Here is a 19,583-nt window from a genome sequence, read left to right as displayed (position 1 = left end):
AACGAACATGAGTCAGATCGACATCCGCCAGGTCTCCGCCGACGATCACGCCGCCTGGTTACCCTTGTGGCAAGCGTACCTGCGTTTCTACAACACCGAACTGCCTGAGGCCGTCACCCAAAGCACTTGGCAACGTATGCTCGATCCGAGCGAGCCGACCCATGCCGCGCTGGCCTGGGCCGATGGCAAAGCGGTGGGCATGGTGCATTTCATCTACCATCGTTCGAACTGGAGCATCGAAAACTCCTGCTATCTGCAAGACCTGTTGGTAACGCCTGAAACCCGCGGCACTGGCGTCGGCCGGCAGTTGATCGAATTTGTTTACGCGACAGCCAAAGAGGACGGTTGCTGCAAGGTCCACTGGCTGACCCACGAAACCAATGCCACGGCGATTCAGCTCTATGAGCGCATCGCCGAACGCCCCGGTTTCATCCAGTTTCGCAAAGCCATTTAAGGTTCAAGGAGAGCAGCATGTCGACTTCACTCGCCGACTGGAAAGGCGTTCCGGCACCGTCGGTTCAAACCATCGAAGGGCGTTTCATCCGCCTGGAAAAACTCGACCCGGCGCGTCACGCCGACGGTTTGTGGAAAGCCCTGCAAGGCCCGGGTGCCGACCCGAAACTCTGGGATTATTTGCCATACGGTCCTTTCCCGGAGCGCAGCGCGTTCAACGATTGGCTGAACAATCATGCGGCCAATAGCGACCCGTATTTCTTCAGCGTGATCGACCGTGCCAGCGGCGATGTGCAGGGCATCCTCAGTTTGATGTCGATTGTTCCTTCACAAGGTCGGATCGAGATCGGCCATGTCACGTTTGGCGCGCCAATGCAGCGCTCGCCGAAAAGCACCGAGGCGGTTTTTTTACTGGCCAAGGAATCCTTTGCGCTGGGTTATCGCCGTCTGGAGTGGAAGTGCAACAACGGCAATGCCCGCTCCAAATACGCGGCCGAACGGCTGGGGTTCAGTTTTGAGGGCGTGTTTCGCCAGCACATGGTGGTCAAGGGTCAGAACCGGGATACGGCGTGGTATTCGATTCTGGACTCGGAATGGCCAGCGATCGGGGCGGGGTTTGAGCGCTGGCTGTCCGATGAGAACCAGACGGATTCGGGGCAGGTGAAAACCCTGGCGGAGTGCCGCGGGTGATCTTCAGCGCCTGAACGGACGCCTTCGTCGGAACGCCGCCCGGAGCAAGCCCGCTCCCACACTGGATTGGGGGCGGATCACAATTTTGTGGTCAATCCAAAACCCTGTGGGAGCGGGCTTGCTCGCGAATGGCTTCACGCCAACTTTTGGGCGAGCACAGCAATATGCTCAGGCCCAATCCCGCAGCAACCACCCAAATGACTGGCGCCGCGTTCTTTCCAATCCGCCGCCCACTGCAAATAACCCGGCGGATCAAGGTCTTCACGCAACGGGTCCAGACCGTCGTTGGCCGTGGCCTCTTTCGGTTGCGGCGGGAAGGCATTGGCGTACGCGCCAATGTGAATCTTCACCCCCAAACGCTCGAAGGTTTCCCGCGCCGCATCAATCGCAGCACCGATCACTTCCGGCTGGCTGCAGTTGAACAGCAACGTCTCGACGCCCAGCTCAGCCGCCACTGCTGCGGCGTCGGCCACAGGCTCACCCGAACGCAAGCGCGGCACTTCGTCCGTGTCCTCATCCTTCAGGGTAAACGACAGCCAGAACGGCTTGCCGTCTGTTGGCAGACCGGCATGGATCGCTCGCGCTTCAGCGATCGAACTCTGGGTTTCTGCCAGCCACAGATCGACATGAGGTGCCAGCCCCTTCACCAGCGGCGCCAATAATTCGGCCGCCCGAGCAGCGTCGAAAAGGTCCGGACGATAGGACCCAAACAGCGGCGGCAATGAACCGGCCACACGCACCGCTTTGCCCGAAGCCTCTACCGCGCGCCGAGCCAGCTCACCGGCCAACGCCGCGAGCGCCTGCCCTTCTGCTGCAAAACGCTCTTCGCCAATGTGAAACGGCACCACCGCGTAACTGTTGCTGGTGATCACGTTCGCACCGCTTTCGATATAAGCCGTGTGCACCGCCTCTACCGCTTGCGGCGCTTCGCTCAAGGCCAGCGCCGACCACTCGGGCTGTCTGAACGGTGCGCCTCGGCGTTGCAACTCACGACCCATGCCGCCATCCAGAATTACTGTGCTTGCTGCGCCCATATGCTTTTCACTCATAAGCTTATGAAAATAACTCACTATCGGAGTCGTTCTTATAACTATTTAATACGCACCATCCGGTTAATAACAACCTCTTTTTTATCAGGGATCGACTGTGAAATTCCAACCACTCCTGGCCCTGGGCCTGACGATTCTGGCTGCCTCCACCCAAGCCTTTGGCGGGGCCACGCTGGATCGCGTCGAAAAAAAGAAAGAACTGGTCGGCGTGTTGATGGAAAGCTATCCACCCTTCTCGTTCCTCAATGACCAGAACCAACTCGATGGCTTCGACGTCGACGTGGCCAAGGCCGTGGCAGACAAACTGGGCGTCAAACTGCGCCTGGAAACCCCGTCCTGGGACGTGATCGCCGCCGGCCGCTGGAGTGGGCGCTACGACATCTGCATCTGCTCCATGACCCCGAGCAAGGCCCGCGCCGAGGTCTTCGACTTCCCGGTCGAGTACTACGCCTCGCCAGCGGTGATCGTGGTCAACGCCAAGGACGACAGCATCCACAGTGCCAAAGACCTGAGCGGCAAGAAAGTCGGCCTCACCAGTGCTTCCAGCTACGAAAGCTACCTGAACAAGAACCTGGTGATCGAAGGCGCCGAAGACACTCAATTGCAGTACCCGTTCGAGGACGTGCAGATCGCGCCGTATGACACTGACAACGTGGCGTTCCAGGACCTCGGCCTGGGTGCCGGCGTTCGACTGGATGCGATCCTCACCAACCTTGTCACCGCCCAACCGCGCCTGACCGAAGACAAGCGCTTCAAGCTCGCCGGCGAGCCGCTGTACTCGGAGCCGAACTCGGTGGCCATTGAAAAAGGCGACGCCCAGTGGGACGCCAAAGTGCGTGACGTCTTCGCTCAGCTGAAACAGGACGGTACGTTGAGCAAGCTGTCGCAGAAATGGATCGGCGCCGACATCAGCAAATGACTTCTTTCCCCAAACCTCCTCAGCCGCCACAACCGGTGGCTGAGTCGCTGTTGCAACGGATCTTCGGTTTCCGCACACGGCTGTACCTGACCTGGGCAGCGATGCTCGGGTTGTTCGCCAGCTTCTTCCTGAGCTTCGACCTGAAGTTCTCGATCATTCTCGACAAACTGCCGAACCTGATCGGTCTGCACCTGGCGCCCAACGGCTTCTTGCAAGGCGCGGCGCTGACGCTGTTTCTGTGCCTGTGTTCGATCGTGACCTCCTCGCTGCTGGGCTTCATCACCGCCCTGGCGCGGCTGTCGAAAAGCGCCGTGGCCTTCGGGATTGCGAGCTTCTATGCCTCGTTCTTTCGTGGCACACCGCTACTGATCCAGATCCTGCTGATCTACCTCGGCCTGCCACAACTCGGCATCGTCCCGGGCGCCATCGCCGCCGGCATCATCGCCCTGTCGCTCAACTACGGCGCGTACCTCAGCGAAATCTTCCGCGCCGGCATCCTCGGCGTCCCTCACGGCCAACGCGAAGCATCCCTGGCCCTCGGCATGCGCGAAACCGTGATCTTCTGGCGCGTCACCCTGCCCCAGGCCATGCGCACCATCATCCCGCCAACCACCAACCAATTCATCTCGATGCTCAAAGACTCGTCGCTGATCTCGGTGATGGGGGTTTGGGAGGTGATGTTTCTGGCGCAATCGTATGGACGGTCGAGCTATCGCTACATCGAGATGCTGACGACGGCGGCGGTGATTTATTGGGTGATGTCGATTGGGCTGGAGCTGATTCAGGCGCGGATGGAGCGGCATTATGGGAAGGCGTATTTGAGCCGTAGCTAGCGAAAGGCAGATGAGTTTCCGAGTTGCGATAGCCGACCATGTCTCAATTTGTTGTAAGAAAAAGCGTCAGCCCGAACGGGTAAAAACAGCCTTCCTCAAGAGGCTGGCAATTTTCTACACAACCTTCTGACAACCCCCGCAAGCTCGCCGGAAGCAGCTGACATCGGCACCTATAGCCTCCCTCTTAGAGTTTGGCCTCCTATCAACAGAGGCCGAATTCGATGTCCGTTCAACATAAATACCGACCAAAACACCTGGCGCTGGCCGTTGCGCTTGCAGTGGGTTGCGCAGAATTTACAAACGCCCAAGAACTACCAGAGCAAGCTGAACCGACGGGCCTCGCTGAGGCAACCAAGCAGCCTGACTCTATGCCGGACCCATTGTCCCGGCTCCAAGCCTTTATCAATGCGGACAGCACCTTCAAGAAGGAGATTGATTCGCCGCAGCCTGCTCGGCGAGGTATTTCCGTGAGACCGGAAGACAGAGATGACCTCATCATCGTCAAGAATGGTGGAAGCTTCGAAGGTCGGGTCGATGGCGGCAAAGGAACCAACGTCATACAACTTATTGGTACCGACGGTGGCCAATTGGGGAACACCCGCAACTTCAACGGTCTGTATGTTTCCCAGGGATCTTGGACGCTGACCAGCACGGGAGATTTTCATGAAGGAGTGTTGGTGCTGAGTGACGGGATACTGACCAACAAAGGAGAAATCGAAGGCGGAGCGATTGTAGCCGGAACGCTCTTCAACAACGGCGATATAAAGGGTCATGTGGACGTCTACGAGGAAGGTACTTTTGCAGGAGCGGGCACCGTCGCTAGCCTGGATGTGCAGGGCCGTCTCAACGTCAACAGCTTGCATGGCGCCCCAAAGGTCAAAGGTGACTTGAAACTCTCCAAGACCGCTGTACTCGCCTATGAGGTCAATCCCGACGGCCGTCACGAAACAATCAAAGTCGACGGCACCGCCAGCCTCGGCGGTGCAACTCTGAGAATCATCGCAGCACCGGGTGACTATCCGCAAACCACCCAGTACACCATTATCGAGGCCGACAAGGTCGATGGGCATTTCGGCGATATCGAAAACAATCTCGCATTCATGACGGCCAACCCGGATTACAGCGACGAAAAGGCCGTTCGCCTGACCTACGCTCGCAACGAAGTGCCTTTCGAGAATCTCGCGACCAACGAAAACGGTCGGGAACTCGCCCGCAGTATTGAAGAACCCAAAGCCAGTCCTACGACGCAGACACCTCCCAATAACACGAACGCCGCTGTCACGGCCCTGCTCTCCTCCACCACCGAAACAGCCTCCCAGGCCATCGACCAACTGGACGGCGGCCAGAACGCCAACCTTGCGAAAGCGACCCTGAACAGTGACAGCCCAATCAGCGCAACCATGCTCTCGGCCATGCGTCAGCTGGACAGCGCCAGTAGGTATAGCAATTCCAGTAAGCGCAATGCACCACGCCTGGCCGCCGGCAGCGAAGACAATGGCCGAGTCTGGCTTCAAGCATTGGGTCACGGCGGGACGCTGGATCGCGACTACGACGCGCTGAAACACTCCACCCAAGGCCTGGTTTTGGGCGCAGATTGGGGAATTGATGAGGAATGGCGCATCGGTGTAATGAGCGGCAAATCCGAAACGCGCCTGGACAGCCGTGGACTCGACGGCGATCTCGACAGCTGGCATTTGGGAGCTTATGCCCTGCGTCAAAACGGACCAATGTCCCTGCGCCTGGGCGCGACCTATAGCAACCACGACGGCAGCACTAAACGCCGGGTTGCCTTCAAAGGTTTCAGCGACCGCCCCGAAGGCCGTTACGATGCCAACACCCAGCAGGCCTTTGCGGAATTGGGTTACAACCTGGGCCAGGCGAACGTCAGCATCGAACCGTTTGCCAGCCTGGGCTACCAACGCTATCAGCGCGACACTTACACGGAAAAAGGTGGCGCAGCGGCACTGAAGGTACACGGCCAAACGCAGAACAATTTGAACAGCACATTCGGCCTGCGGCTGGCGAAGCTCAACACGCTGGATAACGGCATGCGACTGACGCCGCGGCTCAGTGCCGGCTGGAAACACACTTACGGGGACGTCTACAGCGATACCCGTCAACGATTGGTGACGGGCGGAAAAAACTTCACCGTTTCCGGTGCGCCGCTGGATCGTGACAGTCTGCTGGTCGATGCAGGGCTGGACCTTGGATTGTCAGCAAAACACACCCTGGGCGTCGGCCTCACCGGCGAGATCGGCACCGACAGCCGAAACCATGGCGTAACGGGTCAGTGGCGAATGAGTTTCTAACAGCCACAAACCCGGGGCGAAAAAAAAGGGGAGCACATGCCCCCCCGAGGTTTAAAGCGGTGTATCGAGGCTGTTAACTCAGCCTTCGATCTCGATCAGGATTTCGCCCGGGTTCACCCGGTCGCCCTTGGCCACATGGATGGCGGTGACTTTGCCGGCGATGGCCGATTGGACTTCGGTTTCCATCTTCATCGCTTCGGTGATCAGCACGGCCTGGCCGGCTTTCACGGTGTCGCCTTCCTTGACCAGCACGTCGACGATGTTGCCCGGCATGGTGGTGCTGACGTGGCCCGGTGCAGTGGCTTGCTTGCGCTTGCTGCTGCCGCCGCTGACGAATTCGTTGAGCGGTTCGAACACCACTTCTTCCGGCATGCCGTCGATAGACAGGTAGAAGTGACGCTTGCCTTCAGCCTTGACGCCGACACCGGTGATGTCGACGCGGTAGGTTTCGCCGTGGACGTCGATGACGAACTCGGTCGGCACGCCTTCGCCACCGGCCGAGGTCACGCCGCCGGCCTCAGGAATCGGCAGCAGCACTTCAGGCGTCAGGGTGCCGGCGGCGCGTTCTTCGAGGAACTTGCGACCGATGTCCGGGAACATGGCGTAGGTCAGCACGTCTTCTTCAGACTTGGCCACGGTGCCGATTTCGGCACGCAGTTTGGTCATCTCCGGCTTGAGCAGGTCGGCCGGACGCACGTCGATCACCTCTTCGCTGCCGATCGCCTGGCGACGCAGTTTTTCGTTCACGGTGCCCGGCGCTTTGCCATAGCCTCCTTGCAGGTAAAGCTTCACTTCGTTGGTGATGGTCTTGTAGCGCTCGCCGGCCAGCACGTTGAAGAACGCCTGGGTGCCGACAATCTGCGAGGTCGGGGTCACCAGCGGCGGGAAGCCGAGGTCTTCACGAACGCGCGGGATTTCGGCCAGCACTTCGCTCATGCGGTTCAGGGCGCCCTGCTCTTTCAACTGGTTGGCCAGGTTGGAAATCATCCCGCCCGGTACCTGGTTGACTTGAACGCGGGTATCGACGGCGGTGAACTCGCTTTCGAACTGGTGGTACTTCTTGCGCACGGCGTAGAAGTACAGACCGATCTCTTGCAACAGTTCCAGGTTCAGGCCGGTGTCGAACTCGCTGCCTTTAAGGGCGGCAACCATCGACTCGGTGCCCGGGTGGCTGGTGCCCCAGGCGAAGCTGGAGATCGCGGTATCGATGTGGTCGGCACCGTTTTCGATGGCCTTGAGTTGGCACATCGCGGCCAAACCAGCGGTGTCGTGCGAGTGAATGAACACTGGCAGCGATTGCTCGGATTTCAATGCCTTGACCAGTTCGCCGGTGGCGTAAGGAGTCAGCAGGCCAGCCATGTCCTTGATCGCCACCGAGTCGCAACCCATGGCTTCCATTTGCTTGGCTTGCGCCACGAACGCCTCGATGGTGTGCACCGGGCTGGTGGTGTAAGCGATGGTGCCTTGAGCGTGTTTGCCAGCGGCTTTCACCGCTTCGATGGCGACTCGCAGGTTACGCACGTCGTTCATGGCGTCGAAGATGCGGAACACGTCAATGCCGTTGACCGCGGCCTTGGCGACGAAGGCTTTGACCACGTCGTCGCTGTAGTGGCGGTAGCCCAGCAGGTTCTGGCCACGCAGGAGCATTTGCAGGCGAGTGTTAGGCAACGCCGCGCGCAGCTGGCGCAGACGCTCCCACGGGTCTTCTTTCAGAAAGCGTACGCAGGCGTCGAAAGTCGCGCCGCCCCAGACTTCCAGAGACCAGTAGCCGACTTTGTCGAGCTTGTCGCAGATCGGCAGCATGTCTTCGGTGCGCATGCGGGTCGCGAGCAGCGATTGGTGGGCGTCGCGCAGGATTGTGTCGGTAACGTAGATTTGTTTGCTCATTGTTCTATTCCTCACAGGCCTGCGTGGGCGGCGATGGCGGCGGCGATGGCCAGGGCCAGCTCTTCGGGTTTGCGCTTGATCGAGTAGTTGGTCAGTTCAGGGTGGCTTTCAACGAAGCTGGTGTTGAACTGACCGCTACGGAATTCCGGGTTACGCAGGATTTCCTGGTAGTACGCGGCGGTGGTCTTGACCCCTTGCAGACGCATGTCGTCGAGGGCACGCAAGCCACGGTCCATCGCCTCTTCCCAGGTCAGCGCCCAGACCACCAGTTTCAGGCACATGGAGTCGTAGAACGGTGGAATGGTGTAACCGGTGTAGATCGCCGTGTCGGTGCGCACGCCGGGGCCGCCGGGGGCGTAGTACCGGGTGATCTTGCCGAAGCTCGGCAGGAAGTTGTTTTTCGGGTCTTCGGCGTTGATCCGGAATTGCAGCGCGAAACCGCGGTGCTGGATGTCTTCCTGTTTCACCGAAAGCGGGAGGCCTGACGCGATGCGAATCTGCTCGCGAACGATGTCGATGCCGGTGATTTCTTCGGTGATGGTGTGTTCCACCTGCACCCGGGTGTTCATCTCCATGAAGTACACCTCGCCCTCGGCGAGCAGGAACTCCACGGTGCCAGCGTTCTCGTAACCCACGGCTTTGGCTGCGCGCACCGACAGGTCGCCGATGTAGGCGCGCTGTTCCGGGGTCAGTTGCGGACTCGGGGCGATCTCGATGAGCTTCTGGTTGCGACGCTGGATCGAGCAGTCACGCTCGAACAGGTGCACCACATTGCCAAAGCTGTCGCCGAGGATCTGCGCTTCGATGTGTTTTGGATTGACGATGCATTTTTCCAGGAACACTTCCGCGGAACCGAAGGCCTTGGTGGCTTCGGAAATGACACGAGGGAATGCTTGTTCAAGTTCTTCCCGGCTGTCGCAGCGACGGATACCACGGCCACCGCCACCGGAAGTCGCCTTGAGCATCACCGGATAACCGATGCGGTCGCCTTCGATCAAGGCTTCCGCGATATCCGCGACGTTGCCTTCGGTCCCCGGGGTGACGGGTACGCCAGCCTTGATCATGCTGCGACGGGCTTCAGTCTTGTCGCCCATGCGGCGAATCACTTCAGCCGATGGACCGATGAACTTGATGCCGCGCTCGGCGCAGATATCCGCCAGTTCAGCGTTTTCCGAGAGGAAACCGTAGCCGGGGTGCAGCGCATCGCAACCGGTTTCTACCGCCAGATTCACCAGCTTGCGCGCATTCAGGTAGCCGGCCAGTGGCTCGGCACCGATGCTGTGGGCCTCGTCCGCACGCTTCACATGCAGCGCATGGCGGTCGGCGTCGGAATAGATCGCGACCGAGCGAATGCCCATCTCGGCGCAGGCACGTACGATTCGTACGGCAATCTCACCACGGTTGGCGATCAGGATCTTTTTTATCACTTGGAGGTTCCCTTGAGCCGGTGGTACCCACGACCTGCTAGACCAGGTCGACGCGTGACCAAATGTTTCAATTCAGTCGCAGCCCCACACTAGCCCCCACAAGGGATTAACAAAAATGAATAATAATTGGGTCAGGCATAAGCAAAGACTTATAGTTGGCTCATCAGCCTGCGACCAGAGTCCTTAGATAATGCGTAAGTCCTTGATGCGTATGACATTGCGTCAATTGCAGATCTTTAATGAAGTCTGTGATTTGCGGTCCTACAGCCGCGCAGCCGATGAAATGTCTCTCACACAACCTGCCGTGAGCCTACAGATTCGTCAACTTGAAGAGCTGATTGGTCAGCCTTTGTTCGATTACGTCGGCAAAAAGCTCTACATGACCGAGGCGGCCGAAGCCCTTCAACGCGCCAGCCGGGACATTTTCGGACGCCTGGAAAACCTCGACATGCAGCTTTCAGACATGCAGGGATCGCTGCAAGGACAGCTGAAACTGGCGGTGGAATCCAGCGCCAAGTATTTCGTGCCACACCTGTTTGCCGCGTTCAAGCGCCAGCATCCGGAAGTGAATCTGCAACTGACGGTGGTCAATCGCGGGCAGGTCATTCGACGACTGTCGGACAACCGCGACGACCTGGTGATCATGTCCATGGTGCCGCAGGACATGGGTCTGGAGTTCTTGCCATTCCTCAACAACCCGATCGTTGCCGTGGCGCCACCAGATCATCCGCTGTGCCACATGGGCCCGCTGCGTTTGCAGGATCTTGAACCCTACACACTGCTGATGCGTGAATCCGGCTCCGGGACGCGGCTGGCTTGCGAAGAATATTTCAAAGAGAAGCGCGTGCACTTCAACCAGACCCAGGAAGTCTCGTCAGCCGAAGCCCAGCGTGAATGTGTGCTGGCGGGTCTGGGCGTGGCGCTGTTGACGCGTCACGCCCTGAACCTTGAGTTGGCGACCGGCGGATTGATCGAGTTGCCGGTCGAAGAGCTGCCGCTGTACCGCAGCTGGTGCCTGGTGCAAGCCAAGGCGAAACGACTGTCACCGGTGGCGCACGCGTTCCTTGCGTTTATTCGCAGCGAGCGAGTGCAGATCAGCGTGCTGGTTGAGCGTTTCGACGGGAAGTTGCCGGTGCCGCCTGCCAGTAGTTGAGCTCCAGCTCAGGGAAATCACCGATCTCGGCCAGCAGTTGGCGACGTTCGCAGCGATCTTCGATAGCGCGGCGAAATTCCATGCGGCGCTGGTCTTCCTGCTGACGACGGGTTCTGGCGGCGCTGTTGCGTTCTTCGTAGGGCTGGGCCATTTCGAGTCTCCCAAGGCGATTACGGGAGTTTCAAGATAGGCGCGAGGGATGACGGTTTGGCGGCGGGCGGGTTACAGGGATGTGAACATTGAAAAGCAAAGATCGCAGCCTTCGGCAGCTCCTACAGGTGTACACATTCCCATGTAGGAGCTGCCGAAGGCTGCGATCTTTTGACTTTAATCGTCCAGCGCTTTTACCGATTTAGGCGACAGCCGCAAGCTGCGCAGGCTGCGCTTGACGCTCTTGAGGTGATTGACCAGGCTCGGCCCGCGCGCCATGGCCACGCCCATCGCCAACACGTCGATCACCACCAGGTGAGCGATGCGCGAGGTCAGCGGCGTATAGATCTCGGTGTCTTCGTGCACATCGATCGCCAGGTTGACGGTCGACAGTTCGGCCAGCGGTGTCTGGCTCGGGCACAAGGTAATCAGCGAAGCGCCGCTTTCGCGCACCAGGTTGGCGGTGATCAACAAATCTTTGGAACGCCCGGACTGGGAAATACAGATCGCCACATCGGTCGGTTTCAACGTTACCGCGGACATCGCCTGCATGTGCGGGTCGGAATACGCCGCCGCCGTCAGCAACAAACGGAAGAACTTGTGCTGGGCATCGGCCGCCACTGCGCCCGAAGCACCAAAGCCATAGAACTCGACCCGCTGAGCCTGAGACATGAGCGACACAGCACGCTGCAACTCCACCGGATCGAGCTTCTCGCGAACCTCCATCAGCGTGTGCAGGGTGGTGTCGAAGATTTTCAGGCTGTAGTCAGCGACCGAGTCGTCTTCATGAATCGCGAACTGCCCGAAGCTCGCGCCAGCAGCCAGGCTCTGTGCCAGCTTCAGCTTCAAGTCCTGGAAACCGGAGCAACCGATGGCGCGGCAGAACCGCACGATGGTCGGTTCGCTGATGCCCACGTTGTGGGCCAGGTCGGCCATGGAGCTGTGCATCACCGCCGCAGGATCAAGCAGCACGTGGTCGGCGACCTTGAGCTCCGACTTGCGTAAGAGGTGGCGTGACTGGGCGATGTGTTGCAGCAGATTCAAAGGGCTGGACTCTTTGTTATTGGCAGGTGCCGGGGATGTAGCACGCTTGTAGTTATACTACATGAATCGGCTTTTTGCCTGCTCAATGCGTAACTCGATGTCCCCATTTCACGCCACATGCGCTCCATGTAGCCCTTACAAGGGTTTCGCGTCCGCACGCAACAGCGCAGCCAGGCCATCGGCTTCGACCGGGCGGCTAATCAAATAGCCCTGCACTTCATCGCAGTGCTCGGCTTTCAAAAACGCCAACTGCTCTGCCCGCTCCACACCCTCAGCCACCACTTTGAGCGACAGGCCGTGCGCCATGGCAATGATCGCCCGGGTGATCGCAGCATCCTCACTGCTCTCCCCCAGACCGCGGATAAATGCCTGATCGATTTTCACATAGTCCACGGGAATGCGCTTGAGATAGCTAAGAGACGAATAGCCAGTGCCGAAATCGTCGATGGCCAGCTTCACCCCCAAATCACGCAATTGCTGGAAGGTCGCGATGATGTGCTCGACGCTGTCCAGCAACTGACTTTCGGTGAGTTCCAGCTCGAGGTAGTGCGGCGCCAGGCCGGTTTCCTCCAGCACCTGACGCACCAGGCTGACCAACTTGCCCTGACGCAATTGATACACCGAAAGATTGACCGACACCCGTATCGGTTCAAGCCCCTGACGCTGCCACTCACAGGCTTGCCAGCAGGCCTGACGCAACACGAACTCGCCGATCGGGCCGATCAACCCGGTTTCCTCGGCCAGACCGATGAAGTCCCCAGGCGGCACACGCCCCATGGTCGGGTGATCCCAGCGCACCAGCGCCTCGGCGGCATTCAACCGCCCCGTGGCGAGGCACAGCTTCGGTTGGTAAAACACCTTCAGCTGCTTCTCTTCGATGGCTTTACGCAGCTGATTTTCCAGCTGCAAGCGCTCCAGCGTGCTGGCTTGCAGGCTGTCGGTGTAGAACTGGAAGTTATTTCCGCCCAAGTGCTTGGCGTGCTGCATGGCCATATTTGACTGATGGACCAGCGCGGAAATTTCTCGCGCGTTGTCCGGCAACATACTGATGCCCATGGACGCGCTAACCACCAGTTCATGGCCCTCGACAGTGATCGGCAAACGCAGCTTGGTCGACAGTCGGGTCGCCACCCGCGCCAGGCTCGACAGGTTGCCGTAGGCATTGAACAACACGGCAAACTCATCGCCGGATAAGCGAGCGATGGTATCCGCCTCAGGCAACGCATTGACCAGCCGCCGAGCCATTTTCTGCAAGAGCTGGTCGGCGATTTCATGGCCAAGGCTGTCATTGAGCAGCTTGAAACGATCCAGATTGATGTGCAGCAACGCCAGACTGCGGTAGCCGCCCTGGCGCACCCGCTGATGAGCTTCGCTTAGCCGTTCGCGGAACAGAGAACGGTTGGCCAGGCCCGTTAATTCGTCGTAATGCGTCAGGTAACGCATGCGCTCTTCAGATTCGCGCCGAGCCGATAGATCGGCGAAGAAGCCCACGATATGGCTCACATTTCCCCGAGCATCGCGCACAGCGTTCAGTTGCAACCACTGCGGATACAACTCGCCATTCTTGCGGGTTTCTACCAGCTCGCCCTGCCAACTGCCGTGCTGCTCCAGCGCCTGATGAATCGCCGTGTAGTGCCGGCGGGCATCGCGGCTGCACGGCAACTCGACCACGTTGCGTCCGATCATGTCTTCAATGTCATAGCCAGTGACTCGGCTGAAGGCCTGATTGACCGCGATCAGCGTGTAATTCGGATCGAAAATCACGATGCCTTCGCTGGCGGCTTCGAACACCGTCGCGGCCAGTTGCCGTTGCTCTTCCAGAGCTTTGCTGTCGCTGATGTCGCGACGGGTGCCGACCATGCGGATCACCCGGCCATTTTCGCCGCGCTCAACCGCTCGACCTCGGTCCTCGATCCAGACCCAATGGCCATCGCCGTGGCGCACGCGGTACTCAATCTGGTAATCCTCGCTGCGGCCTTTCAGATGCTCGACCAGCGCACGCTTGAGCGACGGCAAGTCATCAGGGTGCAGGCGCGGCTTGAGGTGGCGAAGCATCGCCGTCACGAATTCCGGCTCCAGGCCGAACAGTTCCTGAAGATGGGTGTGATGGACTTCGTCGGTTTGCAGGTTCCAGTCCCACAACCCGAGTTCACTGGCCTTCAACGCCAGGGCGAGACGCGCCTCACTCTTGCTCAGAGCCTGATTGGCAGCGTCCAGCTCCAGGCTGCGCTGGGCAACACGGCTTTCCAACTCGATCTGAATTTGACGTAGCTCGTCTTCAGCACGACGGCGCTGGTCGATTTCCTTGGCCAGCTTTTGATTGAGCTGGTCGCTGCAGCTTTGAGCTTGCTGCAAATGCTCGATCAATGCCTGATTCTGGAAGCGCCGCAATAATCCACTATCGATGAGCCGATTGACCTGCCAGGCGACCACACTCAACGCGCCGAGCAAAATCAGACCAAACCAGCCCCAGCCCTGACTCTGTTCATCGCCGCCCCAGAACAGATAGCCGATGGCCGGCAACAAACAGGGCAAGGTAAAGGACAGGAACGCCGGAAGACTGACCGCGTAGGCAACGCTGGCCGAAAGCGCTGCGGCACCGATCAGGCCGAACACCCAGGCTTGTTGAATGAAGTTATCGGCGGGGACCAGCGCAATGCCGGCGCCGGCCAGGGTCAGGCCGGTCATGGCCGAACCCAGCAAAAACATGCGGCGCCAGATCGGATGGGCCTGACGGTTGGGTATCGCCGAATCGAAGGCCGCGACTTGAATCACCCGCAACGCCACCAGCGACAGCAGCCACACCAGCCAGACGCTGACCAGGAAGTAACGCTGCGGACTCCAAAGCAAGCCAGCGCAGACCAGACCATTGATCAACATGAATAACGTGGGCAGCAGCGAGCCCTGATAAAGCAGACGCGTGCGCTCGACCGCCATTTCCATAGCGTATTGTTTGCGGATAACCCGGGGCTCCACAACGGGGCCCGACAGGTCGGTGCTGAGGGTCATAGGCAATGTTCTTGTTCTTATAATGGTGAGCATGAGCCCGAAACGTCGAAGGAGCATACACAAGCAAATGCCCGGACCAAACTGCTCCAGATCATAAAATCGACAAAAACTGCAGCACCCCTGACCCGCTGAAAAGCCTTGGAGCGAGCCCCGCCAACGCCTGCAGCCAGTGACCGACCGGTCGTCATCCGTGCTTCTTTCATCGGCTAATGCAAAGCTCGGTTTGCCCGGTGTGACGGCGCACCCTAGAATGCCCCGATGCGCGATGATCTCTCCCTTCTGCTGAACTCCCTCAACGATGCCCAACGCCAGGCCGTAGCTGCCCGCGTGGGTCGTCAGTTGGTCCTGGCCGGTGCTGGTTCCGGTAAAACCCGAGTGCTGGTGCACCGTATCGCCTGGTTGATCCAGGTCGAAAACGCCTCGCCCCACTCCATCCTGTCGGTGACCTTCACCAATAAGGCCGCTGCCGAGATGCGTCATCGCATTGAGCAGCTGATGGGTATCAACCCGGCCGGCATGTGGGTCGGCACCTTCCACGGCCTGGCGCACCGCTTGTTGCGGGCGCACTGGCAGGAAGCCGGCCTGAGCCAGACCTTCCAGATTCTCGACAGCGACGACCAGCAACGACTGGTCAAGCGGGTGATCCGCGAGCTGGGCCTGGACGAGCAACGCTGGCCGGCCCGTCAGGCCCAATGGTTCATCAACGGGCAGAAAGACGAAGGTCTGCGTCCGCAACACATTCAAGCCAGCGGCGATCTGTTCCTGGCGACCATGCGCAGCATTTATGAAGCCTATGAGGCTGCGTGCCTGCGCGCTGGCGTGATCGACTTCTCCGAATTGCTGCTGCGCGCCCTCGACTTGTGGCGCGATCATCCGGGCCTGCTGGCGCATTATCAGAAACGCTTCCGGCACATTTTGGTGGACGAGTTCCAAGACACCAACGCCGTGCAGTACGCCTGGTTGCGTCTGCTGGCCAAGGGCGGCGACAGCCTGATGGTGGTCGGCGACGACGATCAGTCGATCTATGGCTGGCGCGGCGCGAAAATCGAGAACATCTATCAGTACTCCGATGATTTCCCGGATGCTGAAACCATTCGTCTGGAGCAGAACTACCGCTCCACCGCCGGCATCCTCAAAGCGGCCAACGCCCTGATCGCCAACAATACCGGGCGCATGGGCAAAGAGCTGTGGACCGACGGCGGCGAAGGCGAAGCGATCAATCTGTACGCCGCGTTCAACGAACACGATGAAGCACGCTACGTGGTGGAAACCATCGAAAGCGCGCTGAAAACCGGCTTGGCCCGCAGCGATATCGCGATTTTGTACCGCTCCAACGCCCAATCGCGCGTTTTGGAAGAAGCCTTGCTACGTGAGCGCATTCCGTACCGCATCTATGGCGGTCAGCGCTTCTTCGAACGGGCAGAAATCAAAAACGCCATGGCCTACCTGCGCTTGCTGGAAGGTCGCGGCAACGATGCAGCGCTGGAGCGGGTGATCAACGTCCCGGCCCGTGGTATCGGTGAGAAAACCGTTGAAGCGATCCGCGACCACGCCCGTCATAGCGATGTGTCGATGTGGGAAGCCATGCGCCTGCTGGTGGCTAACAAAGGCCTGACCGGTCGCGCGGCCGGCGCGCTGGGCGCATTTATTGAGCTGATCGAGAACCTCGCCGCCAAGTGCATGGAGATGCCGCTGCATCTGATGACCCAGACCGTCATCGAGCAGTCGGGGCTGATCGCCTACCACGAAGCGGAAAAAGGCGAGAAAGGCCAGGCCCGGGTAGAAAACCTTGAGGAACTGGTCAGCGCCGCGCGCAACTTCGAAAACGCTGAAGAAGACGAAGACCTGACGCCATTGGCGGCGTTCCTCGGTCATGCGTCGCTGGAGGCCGGGGACACTCAGGCTGACGAGCACGAAGACAGCATTCAGTTGATGACCTTGCACAGCGCCAAGGGTCTGGAATTCCCTTATGTGTTCCTGGTGGGCATGGAAGAAGGCCTGTTCCCGCACAAGATGAGCCTTGAAGAACCGGGTCGTCTTGAAGAGGAGCGCCGTTTGGCCTACGTCGGTATCACCCGGGCGATGCAGAACCTGGTGATGACCTATGCTGAAACCCGACGCCTGTACGGCAGCGAGACTTACAACAAGGTGTCGCGTTTCGTACGTGAAGTGCCGAAAGGCCTGATCCAGGAAGTGCGGCTGTCCAACAGCGTCAGCCGTCCGTTCGGCGGTGGTCAGCAGCAGAGCTCCAGCAGCCTGTTTGGCGGTAGCGAAATCCCGGACACCGGGTTCAGCCTCGGCCAGGCCGTACGGCATTCGGTGTTCGGCGACGGCGTGATCCTGAACTTCGAAGGCGCCGGGGCTCAGGCTCGGGTGCAGGTGAACTTCAGCGAAGGCAGCAAGTGGCTGATGTTGGGTTACGCGAAGCTGGAAGCGATCTAAAGCGCGCCAGAGGACTAATGTGGGAGCGGCGGTGCGGCGATCCGACTTGCTCGCGAAGGCAGCAACGCGGTTTATCAGAAACACCGCGTGATCGTTCTTCGCGAGCAAGCCCGCTCCCACAGGGTTTTGTGTTGCAGCCACACTATGTACCGACCCTATAAAGGACTTCACATGGGCTCAGGCTTCTTTTCTTCCTGGACATTCTGGGCCCTGTTGTCAGCGGCATTTGCAGCCATGACCGCGATCTTCGCCAAAATCGGTATCGAAAACGTCAACTCCGACTTCGCCACCCTACTGCGTACCGTGGTGGTTTTGGTCAGCCTGGCCTTGATTTTGTACGCCACGGGCCAATATCAGTCATTAGGATCGATCTCTGCCAGGAGCTACCTGTTCCTGCTGCTGTCGGGACTGGCCACCGGTGCCTCGTGGATCTGCTACTTCCGCGCACTGAAACTGGGGCCGGCCTCGCTGGTCGCTCCGGTGGACAAGCTCAGCGTGGTGCTGGTGGCGGTGCTCGGCGTGATCCTGCTGGGCGAAAAACTCGACCTGCGTCAATGGGGCGGAATCGGCCTGATAACGGCCGGTGTGGTCATGCTGGCGCTGCGACGCTAGAAATCCTTCCTACAGCACCAATCCGCTCGTCCTACGGACCAAAGTTAACAGGCCTTATTGCGCTGATTGAAGCTGAACACAACCTGTCAGGCAAAAGCCCGAAACACTCTGCCGCTAGCCAGTAACACTTCAGCTGTGCAACATGGCGCGCGTGCCATCCACAAATGGGAATTCCCTTTATGAAACGTTTTCTTAGCATCGCCATGGCGTTGTGCATCGGCCTGACGATGAGCCTCGACGCCAACGCCAAGCGCTTTGGTGGCGGCAAGAGCTCCGGCGCTGCGCCGACTCACCAGACCAGCCAAATGGCTCCTTCTTCTCCTGGCGTAGGCGGTGCTGCTGCCACTGCCGGTGCGGCCGGTGCCGCGGGCGCTGCTGCCAAGGCTGGCGGTGCTTCGCGCTGGCTCGGCCCTCTGGCCGGCATCGCGGCCGGTGGCCTGCTGGCGTCCATGTTCATGGGCGGCGGCTTCCAGGGCATGCAGATCTTCGACATCCTGATCATGGCGGTCATCGCCTTCCTGATCTTCCGTTTCATCGCCGCTCGTCGTCGCAAGCAGCAGGAGCACATGGCTCCAGCTGGCGCACCGATGCAGCGTGAAGTGTTCGAGCAGAAGCCAGCGGCCATGGGCTCGATCTTCGGCGGTTCGGCAGCACCGGTTGCCGCTCGTCCGGTGATCAACGCTCCGGCCTGGTTCAATGAAAAAAACTTCATTGAAGCGGCCCGCAACCACTTCCAGTCCCTGCAGCAGCACTGGGACGCCAACGAAATGGACAAGATCGCCGAGTTCGTGACCCCGCAACTGCTGGAGTTCCTCAAGCGCGAACGTGCTGATCTAGGCGACGGTTTCCAGTCCACCTACATTGATAACCTCAATGTTCAACTGGACGGCGTGGATGACCGTGCCGACAAGACCATCGCCACCCTGACCTTCACCGGTGTGTCGAAGACCTCGCGTTTCGACCAGGGCGAAGTGTTCAGCGAAAGCTGGAACATGGAACGTCCGCAGGGCGAGAACCAGCCTTGGCTGGTCGCCGGTATCCGCCAGAACGGCTGATCCCTCCCGCGTTAAGCATGCTGTAATAAAAACCCCAGCCTCGGCTGGGGTTTTCTATTTCGCAGTTGCATCTATAGCGAGCTACTGTATAAACCGCCCCAACTAAACCGCGCCATCAAGCAAGAGGATCCCGGACGTGGAAGAAATCATCGAACAACTGCGTGAAGCCAACGAACCGGTACCGGTCCCCTTGGAATTGCCTGACGAAGATCAGATTGTGGAAATCGAAGAACAGCTGTTCATCGACATTCCGTTTGTCTTCAGAGAGTTTTTGCTGACCGTCAGCGACGTCGTCTACGGCAGCCTGGAGCCGGTAACCGTTACCGACCCGCAATCCCACACCTACCTGCCGGACGTTGCCGCCAACGCCTGGGATGCGGGTGTTGATCGCAGCATGATTCCGATCTGCCAGGACGGTGACAACTACTACCTGGTCGAAGAAGACGGCACCGTGGTGTTGTGGCTGGCCGAAGAAGAACTGATCGCCGAAGAAACCTGGGAATCGGTGTGGCACTGGGCGCGGGACGTCTGGCTGGAAAGCTGAGACGCCT

Annotated in this window: 16 protein-coding genes; 10 read left to right on the top strand and 6 right to left on the bottom strand. The window is 59.4% G+C overall.

Annotated features, from left to right (window positions below):
• Window positions 1–7 precede the first annotated feature (7 nt).
• Window positions 8–454: a GNAT family N-acetyltransferase gene (locus ASC74_RS00915; protein WP_056738588.1), complete on the top strand. Its 447-nt coding sequence runs from the start codon at window positions 8–10 to the stop codon at window positions 452–454.
• A gap of 17 nt (window positions 455–471) precedes the next feature.
• Entirely contained in the window at window positions 472–1,143 is a 672-nt protein-coding gene (locus ASC74_RS00910) for a GNAT family N-acetyltransferase (protein ID WP_056738586.1), read from the top strand.
• Window positions 1,144–1,277: 134 nt separating this feature from the next.
• Here ASC74_RS00910 and ASC74_RS00905 read toward each other — a convergent pair whose 3' ends face one another.
• Window positions 1,278–2,177, bottom strand: a complete 900-nt coding sequence (locus ASC74_RS00905) for a homocysteine S-methyltransferase family protein (protein WP_056738584.1) — start codon at window positions 2,175–2,177, stop codon at window positions 1,278–1,280.
• A gap of 112 nt (window positions 2,178–2,289) precedes the next feature.
• On the opposite strand from ASC74_RS00905, the gene ASC74_RS00900 reads away from it, so the two are divergent.
• The 3 genes from ASC74_RS00900 to ASC74_RS00890 all read left to right on the top strand — a co-directional run bounded on the left by ASC74_RS00900 (window position 2,290) and on the right by ASC74_RS00890 (window position 6,253).
• A complete protein-coding gene (locus ASC74_RS00900) occupies window positions 2,290–3,111 on the top strand; it encodes an ABC transporter substrate-binding protein (RefSeq protein ID WP_033059249.1) in 822 nt (273 codons plus the stop codon).
• The gene (locus tag ASC74_RS00895) at window positions 3,108–3,944 is read left to right on the top strand and encodes an amino acid ABC transporter permease (RefSeq protein WP_046044976.1); all 837 of its coding nucleotides are present in this window, start codon (window positions 3,108–3,110) and stop codon (window positions 3,942–3,944) included. Before ASC74_RS00900 ends, ASC74_RS00895 begins: the two co-directional genes overlap by 4 nt.
• Before the next feature lie 221 nt (window positions 3,945–4,165).
• Entirely contained in the window at window positions 4,166–6,253 is a 2,088-nt protein-coding gene (locus tag ASC74_RS00890) for an autotransporter outer membrane beta-barrel domain-containing protein (protein WP_056738582.1), read from the top strand.
• A 78-nt stretch (window positions 6,254–6,331) separates the two neighbouring features.
• Here ASC74_RS00890 and oadA read toward each other — a convergent pair whose 3' ends face one another.
• Entirely contained in the window at window positions 6,332–8,140 is a 1,809-nt protein-coding gene (gene oadA / locus ASC74_RS00885) for a sodium-extruding oxaloacetate decarboxylase subunit alpha (RefSeq protein WP_033059612.1), read from the bottom strand.
• An 11-nt stretch (window positions 8,141–8,151) separates the two neighbouring features.
• Complete coding sequence (locus ASC74_RS00880) at window positions 8,152–9,567, bottom strand: acetyl-CoA carboxylase biotin carboxylase subunit (protein ID WP_008156643.1); 1,416 nt, start codon at window positions 9,565–9,567, stop codon at window positions 8,152–8,154.
• A gap of 190 nt (window positions 9,568–9,757) precedes the next feature.
• Here ASC74_RS00880 and ASC74_RS00875 point away from each other — a divergent pair, with 190 nt between their 5' ends.
• The gene (locus tag ASC74_RS00875) at window positions 9,758–10,720 is read left to right on the top strand and encodes a LysR family transcriptional regulator (protein WP_046044972.1); all 963 of its coding nucleotides are present in this window, start codon (window positions 9,758–9,760) and stop codon (window positions 10,718–10,720) included.
• Here ASC74_RS00875 and ASC74_RS00870 read toward each other — a convergent pair.
• From ASC74_RS00870 to ASC74_RS00860, 3 genes are all read right to left on the bottom strand, one after another.
• A complete protein-coding gene (locus tag ASC74_RS00870; protein WP_046044971.1) occupies window positions 10,662–10,871 on the bottom strand; it encodes a PA3496 family putative envelope integrity protein in 210 nt (69 codons plus the stop codon). The genes ASC74_RS00875 and ASC74_RS00870 overlap by 59 nt on opposite strands.
• A gap of 176 nt (window positions 10,872–11,047) precedes the next feature.
• Entirely contained in the window at window positions 11,048–11,914 is an 867-nt protein-coding gene (hexR, locus tag ASC74_RS00865) for a transcriptional regulator HexR (protein WP_008156648.1), read from the bottom strand.
• Between the two features lie 135 nt (window positions 11,915–12,049).
• Window positions 12,050–14,923, bottom strand: coding sequence for an EAL domain-containing protein (locus ASC74_RS00860; RefSeq protein ID WP_056738580.1), 2,874 nt, complete (start codon window positions 14,921–14,923; stop codon window positions 12,050–12,052).
• Between the two features lie 258 nt (window positions 14,924–15,181).
• Here ASC74_RS00860 and uvrD point away from each other — a divergent pair, with 258 nt between their 5' ends.
• The 4 genes from uvrD to ASC74_RS00840 all read left to right on the top strand — a co-directional run bounded on the left by uvrD (window position 15,182) and on the right by ASC74_RS00840 (window position 19,576).
• Entirely contained in the window at window positions 15,182–17,365 is a 2,184-nt protein-coding gene (uvrD, locus tag ASC74_RS00855) for a DNA helicase II (RefSeq protein WP_056738578.1), read from the top strand.
• A gap of 171 nt (window positions 17,366–17,536) precedes the next feature.
• Window positions 17,537–17,977: an EamA family transporter gene (locus ASC74_RS00850; protein WP_046053914.1), complete on the top strand. Its 441-nt coding sequence runs from the start codon at window positions 17,537–17,539 to the stop codon at window positions 17,975–17,977.
• Between the two features lie 179 nt (window positions 17,978–18,156).
• Window positions 18,157–19,032, top strand: a complete 876-nt coding sequence (locus ASC74_RS00845) for a Tim44 domain-containing protein (RefSeq protein WP_056738576.1) — start codon at window positions 18,157–18,159, stop codon at window positions 19,030–19,032.
• Window positions 19,033–19,168: 136 nt separating this feature from the next.
• Complete coding sequence (locus ASC74_RS00840) at window positions 19,169–19,576, top strand: SMI1/KNR4 family protein (RefSeq protein ID WP_008007803.1); 408 nt, start codon at window positions 19,169–19,171, stop codon at window positions 19,574–19,576.
• Window positions 19,577–19,583 lie beyond the last annotated feature (7 nt).

Origin of the sequence: Pseudomonas sp. Root329, from assembly GCF_001424925.1 — a bacterium.
GTDB classification, from domain to species: Bacteria; Pseudomonadota; Gammaproteobacteria; order Pseudomonadales; family Pseudomonadaceae; genus Aquipseudomonas; species Aquipseudomonas arabinosi.
Note: the sequence above shows the minus strand (reverse complement) of the source record. Positions and strands in the feature narration are given on the sequence as shown.